This window comes from uncultured Lamprocystis sp. (genome assembly GCF_903933125.1).
Lineage (GTDB): Bacteria > Pseudomonadota > Gammaproteobacteria > Chromatiales > Chromatiaceae > Thiodictyon.
Map to the genome: position 1 here is coordinate 1 of NZ_CAIZIZ010000128.1, position 10,241 is coordinate 10,241.

The following is a 10,241-nucleotide window of genomic DNA, read 5'->3' on the forward strand; positions in this document are numbered from 1 at the left end:
CGCCGCCGCGCCGGGGCCGCCCGCGGGCCTGACGGGTTGGTTCCGTGGTCCCCCCAGGGTCCGTCGTGCGGACCCGCGCCCCGCGATTGCCGGTCGCGGCTGGCACGATGATCGAGATCGCCTAAAATGGCCAAAGTCGAGACCAAACCACCGTACAAAATTCTCCCACGCCAGCGACCCATCCGGCGCCCGCTGGTCTTTGAATTGCGCCTTGGCCCATGTCACCACGGCCGGCCGGTAATCGTCCTCACGCAAGACATCCAACGGGGGCGCCGCGGGAGTACCGCCGGAAGCACCTTTGGCTTTTTTCTCGTAGGCCGTCTGTTCAGGATTCCTTGACGGTTCATCCGCATTCGCCGGCCGCGGTGCACTCGCCATCTCGCGCCCGTTGAAGACCACGATCACGTCGGCATCCGGTACGTCATGGGTCGCGCCGGGCGGCGTGTTCTTACGGTCGGCGCGCCCTAGCGCCTGACGGGCCTGGACGTTGCGGGCTTCGACTTCGCCGGATAGACGATGGTATGCGTCGAGCGGATTTCCGCGAGTCTCCTTTGATAGCCTTCGGTACTCGCTCCACTCCTGCTTTGCTCTATCAGCATCATTTTTTATTGACTCCAGAGAATCACTTATTCCGTATAGATCGACCCCAGTGTCTCGCGCCTCATGATATCTCTGTTGCAACGCCCGCATCTGGGTCGCTAGGCGCGTAATATCTTCGTCTGAATACCTAAACGTTTCCGGCGTCCCGCCCGTGGCGAATCCCTCCCGATGCTGCAAGGCGTGTTGAACTTCATGCAGGAGGATGGACAGCGCCTCTTCTACGCTGCGCGCATCGACGGTTATGGCGGTGTCCCCATATTGCCCTTTGGGCTTGCCGTCTGGATTGATGATGATATCGGTCTGCACTTGCCGCAACGCCGGATAGGCCGCGAACAGGCTGGGGTGGGTCAGCACGGCGCCCAACGGCGCCCACGCCTCCATGCCTTGGGCGGTCGACTTGAACGCGCCATCGATCTTCGTGCGCAGCAGCGCCCCGCTGTCGTCGATCTCGAACCGCCACTTCCCATCCGCCCCCTGGAACCAACCCGTTTGCCGCCGCACCTCCTCCGCCGTCAGGCCCTGCGCCAACCCCTGTTGCGCCCGGCTCAGCGCATGGGTGTCGGCGGTCGCCGCCCGTTCCCCGGCGAAGGCGAAACGGATATCCGGATTGCCGGGGCCGAAGGTCCCGGCGTTGCCGATGGCGCTCTTGATGGCCGTCGGCGCAAAGACCGCGATGACATTCGACGGTTGCCACGGGCCGACGGTCGACACCGACCCATCGCGCAGTTGGCGAAAGACCACCGCATCCTTGCGGTCGCGCTTGGCGGACTTGAGCGCATCGGCCATCCAGGATTCGGTGTAACTGCCCCCGCCCATGTCCCACACGTCCGGCTGCGCCGCGCGCAGAAAGACCGGCATCAGGTTGGCTCCCTGCTGATAGGTCCGCTCCACCCGCTGACCATCGGGCGTGGTGTAGAGGTAGCCGGCAAAGTCCTCGGCCACCGCCGGACTGGTCGTGAAGAAGAAGGCGCCGTTGGCGTCGCGCGCCAGCGTTCCGGTGCCGGTCTTGCGCTTGGCGAAGCGGTTAAAGTCCGCGCTGGTCCCGTGATACACCACCAACGGCTCGCCGTTGGCGTCGACCAGTTTCGACACAGCATCCGGGTTGACAAGCAGGGAGTCCGACGAAATACTGAGCGTCACCCCGGCAGTGTTCGCGGACGTACGGATCGGGAAGGGCGTCGCCCCTTCATGATTCCTGCCGGGCACCTTCTTCCATGCCGACTTGATCGACACGCCCCCCGCCTCGGCAATCTCGACCTCAGCCACCACATAGGTGCCGTCACTGAAGCGCCGCCCAAACTCGGCCGACGGCTTGCCGTTGTTGGACGTGGTGCGCTTAAACGTCTCCGGATCGCGCAAGACTTCCAGCGCCTTGAGATAATCGTCGACGGCCAGCCCCACCTGGTCGGCGCGCCGTTCGTTGCCGACACCATGCCGCTTGTTGGTTTTGCGGATATCGTCCGGCGCCAGATAGGTGGTGGCGATGGGAAACCCGAACGTGTCGGACAGTTTCCCGCTCGGATCGGCGTCATACCCGGCAGCGATCGGCGTCCGCTGCTGCCACGCGGTATCGGTCAGCGCCCGCTCGATCAGCGCGCGGCGCTGCCGCTGGCGCGCCACCGCTTCAAAATCCCCAAACCACCGCTTAAAGTTGTCGGTGCGTACCAGTATCCACTGTTCGCGATTCAGTTTCGACGGCTGCCCGTTGGGCGCCGGCAGAGCCTTACCTTCGGCATCATGCGCCCGCAGCACATCGGCATAGCGCGCCTCGACCTCCCGATACTGCCGCACCGCCTCCGCCAACTGCGCCGCACTGGGCGCCCCCTTGACCGCCGCATACTGCGCCAGCAGCCCCGCCAGGCGCGCGTCGGTCTCCTGCCCGGCGTAGCGCACCCCGGCGCCCTCCAGCGCCCCCACCGGCCGCGCACCGGCCCGCAGCGCCCGCGCCACATCGGCGGCCAGCACGCGCAACTCGGTCAGTCCCGGCCGGCCCTCGATCAACCCCAACGCGCGCCATTGCTGGCGCAACCACAGCAGCACTTGGTCCCACGCGGCGCCGATAAAGCCGCGCTCCTGTTCGGCCACGCGGGCGAAGACTTCCTCCGCGACCCGCTCGCGCGACAAGCCGGGATCTTTCGCCCGCTCCTGCGCCAGCAACCGCCCGACCGAGCGGATGCGCTTGGCGGCATCCTCCACCAGGTCGGCGAAGGTCCCGCGCTGCGCGTCGCTCAGCAGCCGGAACCCGTAGTGCCCGACCAGCTCGTGACGCAGCACGGTGCGCACGTCCGCCGCCGTGGCCAGATGTTCAGCCACCAGCACCACCGCATCGGTCGCCGGGTCGAAGGCGCCCCGCACCCGGCCCAGCCGATCGAGCGACCCCATCCCGAAGGCTTCGGCCTGGGTCGCCACCACACGCACCGACACCGCGCCGCGCGCCGGCCCCAGGAGGCGGCTGAGCGCGGCATCGACCACGGTCTGCACGTCCGCGACCGGGAGGCCGGTGACGCCATCCGGGGCGCGGCCGTGGGGTCCAATAGAGAAGCGGCTGGTCCCGAACCAGGCGTCCGCTCGCGCGTCGCGCGAGCCGACCTCATCGCGCTCCAGCGGCGGCGCCTGGTGCTTTGGAATCCGCACGACCGCCACGGCCGGCGGGCGATCGAACTCATGCGCCAGATGGTCTTCGATGCGACCGCGCCAGAAGGGCACGCCGTTGCGTTCGGTGACAAAGACCTTGCCGCGGCTGTACGTCCGATACCAGCCATCGGCCATGGTCGCCGCCTGATCGGGCGCCAAGCCCTCACGGATAATCCGCCGCGCATTGGCGTAGGACGTGACATGGTAATAGTAATCGTCCGGCTGCTCGCCCTGCCCGATCGGACCGCGCACCATGGTCCAATACGAGCGCTGCGCGCGCTCTGGTGGGGCGGCCGGCGCCGCCTGCACCACCAGCGTCGACCCCTGCGCCCCCCCTGGGCTGGCGGCCGTCGCGCGCCGATTCCAGATGGCGAGGGCCTCCTGCGCGGTGGACGCGATGTGGATTTTGCCTAGTCGATTCCCCGCTGCGTCGAACAGATCGAACTCGGGCTTACCGGTCACCGGATTTAACCGCCCGCTGGTGGTCGCCGTGACGGCAATAAGATGGGGTGACTCTTGGGCAATAGAGAAGCGGATATCCGGGTTGCTTGGGTCATAGGCGCCAACATTCTCTGCGGCCGTCTGCGCCGCGACGCCAAACAGATCACCCTGCGCGTCCGCAGCCGGCCCCGGTGCATCCTCCTCCTGCGCCTGCTGCTGCGCCGCCAACTCCGCCAGGTCGGCCTCGGTGTAGGACGCCAGTGAAAACTCCGGCGCGGCCGGCGGCGTTGTTTCCCGAGAAACATCCGCCGTCTCCGGCGGGGTCTCCGGGGTCTGCGGGGTGACCGTACCCTCCGGCGCCACCGTGGCCGGCGGCGTACGCAACCAGCCGCGCTCACTGAGCGCCTGGCGCACCGCCTCGACCACTCCACGCGCCGCCGTGCCGGGTTGCTGCCCCGCACGCACCGCGCTGGCCGCCGTCCGCACGGCGGTACTGATCGGCCCGGCCACATTGGCCTCGGCGCGCAGGATGGTGCCCACCTGGTCGGCTTCCTGCACCCGCGCCTGATTGGCGCCGCGCTCCAGCCGATTGCCGGCGCCCTCGATGCGCCCGGCCTCGCGGCTGAGCAGGTTGAACACCGCCCGGTCCTTGGTCAGACTGCGCACCGCGGCATCGATGACCCGCGCGCGCTCGGCGAACAGGCTTTCCTCCATCTGCTGGTCGCCGAACAGGTCGCCCTGGGCGCCCGCCGCGGCCCGCTCGAAGCTGGCGTCGCGCATTTGCTCGGCCACCAGCCGCGCCTGCTGGGCGTTGGCGGTCGGATGTTTCTGGAGATACCCCAGCACCGCGCGCTGTTGCTCGTCCTCGGCCAGCACCCGCGACACCTCGGCGGCGTGCGGCGGCGGCACCACCCCGGCGCGCACCAGATCCCAGGCTTTGGGACCCAACTGCGCCAGGGCCTCGCCGTCGCGAATGGCGGTGGAGCCGAAGCGCGGTAGCCGCGGCATCACGTCGTCGCGCTCCAACGGGGTCATCTCGCGCCACAGCCGGGCGATATCGAGCGCGTCGGCGTTGCCCTCCTGGACGTTCTTGACCGCCGCCCGCTGGCGCGCCTGCTCCGCCGTCACGCCGTCGGCTGCCCGCCATACCTGGGCATCCAGGCGCACATCTTGGCCCTGCGCGGCGAGCTGCTTGGCGAGGTTCACCCGGTGATGCCCATCGACCACCCAGTTTTTCCCGGCTTCATCCTGCCACACGTTGACCGCGCCGGCGGCGTCCGGGTCCCAGGTCTGCACGCCGGCCAGCCGGCCGGTGTCGCCCACCGCATCCGCCGCCGAGCGGAATTGAAAGCGCTTGGCGTCCACCCCGACGTCTTCGGGGCGCAGGCTCAGGAAGCGTTCGCTGCCGCCCGTGGCCGCCGCGGCGGTCGGGGCCGGGTTGGGACCGCTGGCCGGCGGGCCGTCGGCACGGGCGGGGGCCAGGGCCGCATAGCGGGCCTGGGCCGCGCGCAGGGCGGTCAGGTCCTGCTGCCATTGCGCCGGCCATGGGGTCTCGGGCTGGCGCGCCGACCAGGCGGTTATCTGTTGCTGGAGCGCGTCCGCGCGGTCGGTGAGTTCTTGGCGGCGCGTCGCGGTCGGCACCACCCGGTCCGCGGCCAGGGTGCCGTCGGCATCCACCGCGCGCTCCCACAGCCATTGGCCGTCCGGACTGGCGCGAAACTCGCGGGTCAGGGAGCCATCGGCGCCGGTGCCGGGGTCAACCTCGACCGGGTCCGTCGGCCACGCGACATCCGCCAGCGCGGGGGCGACGGCGCCCGCAGCTCCGCCACCCGCAGGCGTTGCGCCGCCGCGTCCCAGCGCAGCAGCCGCCGCGGTTTGCGCGTCCAGCGGACGCGCAGCACCGGCTTGGCTCCCGGCTTGACGGGCGGCTGGATCACCACCCAGGGCGCCAGGCTCGCGTGGGTTCCCGCCAAGCGGCGCCACCGCAGGACGGTCGCCCCGGCCCAGCGCCGCGCCTGCTTCCAGTGCTGGTTCACTGCCATCGGGCGCCCCCGGCGTTGCCGCCGCGCGCGCCTGTTCCTGGTACCACGCATCATGATCCACCACCAGCGGGGTATTGTCGCCCAGCGCCGCGACCGCGTAGCGGTGCCAGACAGCGGCCAGTTCCGGGTCTTCGCGGCGCACCGCGTCCTCGACCGCCGCCGCGGCGGCCACCCGCCGGGCGAACGGGTTCGTATCGTCCTCGGGGTTGGCCAGCGCGTGGTTCACCGCCGAGCGCCGATAGGCGCCAAAGGCGTGGGTCCCGCCCGCGGTAAAGCCGACCATCACCAAGGTCGGCACCACCACTTGCGCGGCATCGCCCCAGGTTGGCGCCGGGCCGGCGCCATAGGCGTGCTCTACGCCCTGCTGGAGCGCCCCTTGCGCCATCTCGGTCCCCAGTTCGGCGGGCAGGACCTTGAGCGCCAGATCCTTGGCCGCGCCCCACAGCGCCCCCTGGTTGCTGGCCGCCGACTGAATCAGCGTGCCCCCGGTATCGGCCAGGCCGACCCGCGCCAGCACCGCATTGGCGGCGGCAGACTTGATGCTGGGCGGGATCAATGACCCCATGCGCAGGAACAGATAGGTGCCCAGCGCCTCGCCGCCGCCCTCAATGGCGCCGTTCGCCAAGCCGCCGGTAATGGCCGCGTGTTCGGCCTGCGGCTCCGGCACCCCCGCCGCCAGTTGCGCGGTCTTGATCGTTTCGTAGGAGGCTTCCGCCTGCCGGCCGGCTGCCCCGAAGATCCCCAGCACGCTGCCGGCCACGGCGCCCAGCGTCGCGCCGGCCAGGGTACCCGGCCCCGGTAGCAGCGAGCCAATCGCCGCGCCCGCCGCCGCCCCCGCCGCCATCGGCCCGGTGCTCTGCACCAGCGACTCACCGGCCTGTGCCAACGAGCCCAGCGGATGTTCTTCCGCCCGACTGCGCGCCGATTCCTTCATCCAGTCCGGCAGCGCGCGCGCGTCCGCCTCGCGTTGCGCGGCGCGCGCCGCCAGGTCGTCGGCACTGGCCGGGGCAACCAGGCCGAGCGGCCGGCCGAAGCCTTCCGCCGCCTCGCCGGGTAAGTCGGGGAGGTTGTAGATCCCGCGCGCGACCGAGCGCCCCAGTTCCGCCGCGCCACCGAAGAAGCCGCCGCTGCCGAGCGGCCGACCCGGATCATCCGCCGCGGGGTCTAGCGCGGTCGGCGGCGCCGCCACCGGCGCCGGACCCACCAGCGACTGATAGCGTTCATAGGGCGATGGTTCAGGGGTCGGCGCGGCCGGTACCGGGTCCGCGATCGGATCTGCCGCGGCCGGCGCCGGCGCGTCGATGGCGACCGGGTTCGTCAGCAGCGACCGATACTGTTGATAGGCCGATGGCAGTGCAGACGCAGCGGCGTCCGGCGCGGCCGGGTCTGCTGCCGGCGCGCCGAGCGTCGCCCGCCAGGTCGCCAGCCCACCCGCCGCGGTCAGCGGCCCGAGGTCCTGCGGGTCGGTACCGGTGCCCAGCCACGCTTCACCCACGGCTGGCCCCCTGCGCCCAGGCGCGCGCGATCTGATCCGCCGCCTGATCCGCGGCGGCGCGTGACGCCTGCACCAGCCGCGCGGCTTCCGCTTGCACCGCCGGGTTGCCGTCAGCGTCCGCATCGTCGGGCGCGAACCCCTTGGCGGTTTTGGCCTGGGCCAGCGCCGCCGCCGGGCTCAACAACTGCTGCGCATAGGAACCCAAGGCCCCGCTCACCACCGACACCGGCAGCTCAGGGAACGCCCGCAGCAAGGCCCCGCCGTGCTCGCTCGCCCACATCTGCGCATGTTCCGGCAGCGCCGACGCGGCCGAGGCGCCCAGGCCCTCCGCGCGCTTGCCCCAGTTGGCGAAGGTGCCGCGCAGCTCGGTATCACGCGCCGCCGCGGCCTCCTGCTGGGCTTTGCTGCGCCCGGCCTGGACATCCATCCGCTTCATTCGCTCGTCAAACGCGTTGCGCGCTTGCGCCTGCTGGTGTTCCGCGGTGCCTTGCAGTCCGGTCTTCTCCATGTCCCACGCCAGTTTCTGCTGTTCGAGCGGCACCGGCGGCGGCTTCTGCCACCCCAGCCGCTACTGCACCCCGGCCGGCAACCCGGCCCATTGCTCGCGGGGGACGTTGCGGACCGCTTGCAGCAGGGCCAACCCGCCCTGCCCGGCTGCCCCTTGCAGCGCGGCGGCGCCGCCCGTGCCAGCGCCCGAGGTCTTGAAGCCGGGGGCGGTGACCCGCGCGATCTGGGCATCGGTCAACGGTTCCAAACGCTTTCCGCCACTGACTTCCCCGACTTGGCGGCCAAGGTCCGCAGCCGTGACCGGTTGGTTGTCCGGCATGGTGTAGCGCGGGCGACCGCGGCGCCCCACGCTGACATCACCCCCGGCAGCGATCAACTGCCGCTGGTAAGCCGCCTCCGCAGCCGGGGATTGATCGGCGAGGGCGAAGGCGGGCGGCTCCACCGTCCGCTCCAGCGGCCGATTGGTCGCCAAGGACTGGCGCACGTCCGGGGCGAACGTCGCCGGTCGTGTTCCCGCCGCCTGGTCGGCAGCGGCAATCGCCTGCCGATACGCCGTGGGGGAGAGCAACGCGCTGCGTTCCATCTCGGGGATGACGCGCGGACCGAAGGTGACGCTGGGGCCATCCGCCGCCGCGGCCTGAAGGGGACCCGGCGCGGAGCTCGGCGGGCCGGCCGGGCGGCGCAGATCGATGTGGGAGGCGCTTGCTTGCGCGGGCGCATTCGGCTGGGTCGCGGCAGTCGCTGGTGGTGCAGGCACGGGGGCTGACGCGGCGTCCGGCAGCACCTGGCCCAGCGGCCCAAACGTCGGCGCCGGCCGCCCCGCGGCCTGGCGGTCGGCGCTGATGCGCGCCTGCATGGCGCGGCGCTCCACGGCCGGCTTGCTGTTGCGCACCGCATCATCCACCCCGTGCACCACGGCCTGTCCGGTATCGACCATTGCCTGCCCGGTCCGGTTCGCCCAGCCGCCGGTCAGCGCATCCAGGCCGCGCCCCAGGCTGCGCAAGCCCGAGACCACCGGCAACGGCGTGCCGGGCGGATGCGCGGCGGCCCAGTCCGCGGATGCGCGCTCCAGGTCCTTGGCCCCTTGCCGCGGATCGTAGAGCGGTAGCACGGGCGCGGCCCCGTCTTTCGACTCCGCCACGCTGGTGCTATCGTTCGCAGCGATCCTGACGCGCGGGGCACACTGGCCGGACGGGACCGCCGCCCCGCTCGCGGACATGGCCATGTGGTCAGGGGAGGACACCCCCGCGGACGTGCTGGTACCGCGCCTGATCGCTGCCGGAGCCGATCCCGCACGGGTGCATCTGGTGTCAGGGTTCACCAGCGAGCGCGGGGCACGGGCGTTCGACCCCGCGACGGACATTGCTGCGTTGGCGGTGCGCTTGGCGCGCATGGACCCGCCGCCCGCGCTGTTGATCGTTGACCCCCTGGTGTCGGCGGTGACCGGGGACAGCCATAAGAACGCCGAGGTCCGTTCAGCCCTGCAACCGTTGGTGGACCTGGCCGCCGCGCATGGTGTCGCGGTCTTGGGTGTCTCGCACTTCTCCAAGGGGACCCAGGGGCGGGACCCGACCGAGCGGGTGACCGGGTCACTCGCGTTCGGGGCACTGGCCCGTGTGGTGATGGCAACCGCAAGGATCGCGGGCGAGCTCGGGGGCGGCTGCATCCTGGTGCGGGCGAAGTCCAACCTTGGCCCCGACGCGGGCGGGTTCGGCTACCACCTGGACCTTGCCGCGCTTGCCGAGTATCCGGGGATCTCTGCGACGCGGGTTCTCTGGGGCGAGGTCCTGGAGGGGAGCGCGCGGGACTTGCTGAGTCGGGCGGATGCCCGCGCGGACCCGGACACGACGGGCGAAGCATCGGACGTTGAAGTGTTCATTCGTTCCTGTCTGGCGGATGGGCCAGTGAGTGCCAAGCAGATGCAAGAGGACGCCAGCGGAGCCGGGTACTCATGGGACCGGGTGAAGCGGACGGCGCATCGACTTGGCGTCGAACGGTGTAAGGATGGGTATCAAGGCAGTTGGGTATGGACCCTTCCGGTTGAGCGCAACGCCAAAGGGGACACCGAACCCGCCAAAGAATGCAAAGGGATCACTCTCCGCTCGACTTTGGCCATTTTAGGCGATCTCGATCATCATGCCAGCCGCGACCGGCAATACATGGACCTTACCGCGCTTGCCGAGTATCCGGGGATCTCTGCAACGCGGGTTATCTGGGGCGAGGTCCTGGAGGGGAGCGCGCGGGACTTGCTGAGTCGAGCGGATACCCGCGCGGACTCGGACACGACGGGCGAAGCATCGGACGTTGAAGTGTTCATCCGTTCCTGTCTGGCGGATGGGCCAGTGAGTGCTAAGCAGATGCAAGAGGACGCCAGCGGAGCCGGGTACTCGTGGAACCGGGTGAAGCGGACGGCGTATCGGATCGGGATCGAGCGACGCAAAGAGGGGTTTAACGCCGGTTGGGTGTGGGCCCTACGAAGGGAGCACAATTGCGAAGAATCCGCCGAAGGGAGCGAAGGGATC

Annotated in this window: 4 protein-coding genes; 1 reads left to right on the forward strand and 3 read right to left on the reverse strand. The window is 70.4% G+C overall.

What is annotated here, in order from left to right:
- The 3 genes from QZY03_RS06155 to QZY03_RS06165 form a co-directional block, all read right to left on the reverse strand.
- Positions 1-7,212: LPD23 domain-containing protein (locus tag QZY03_RS06155; RefSeq protein WP_363168687.1), on the reverse strand; the 7,212-nt coding region annotated here is incomplete at its 3' end.
- On the reverse strand, positions 7,205-7,753 hold the full coding sequence (locus tag QZY03_RS06160; protein ID WP_295579129.1) for a hypothetical protein: 549 nt from the start codon (positions 7,751-7,753) through the stop codon (positions 7,205-7,207). The genes QZY03_RS06155 and QZY03_RS06160, both read right to left, overlap by 8 nt.
- 27 nt (positions 7,754-7,780) lie before the next feature.
- On the reverse strand, positions 7,781-8,860 hold the full coding sequence (locus QZY03_RS06165) for a hypothetical protein (RefSeq protein ID WP_295579131.1): 1,080 nt from the start codon (positions 8,858-8,860) through the stop codon (positions 7,781-7,783).
- Between the two features lie 4 nt (positions 8,861-8,864).
- On the opposite strand from QZY03_RS06165, the gene QZY03_RS06170 reads away from it, so the two are divergent.
- Positions 8,865-10,241, forward strand: a 1,377-nt coding sequence (locus QZY03_RS06170) for an AAA family ATPase (RefSeq protein ID WP_295579134.1), incomplete at its 3' end; no start/stop codon positions are given.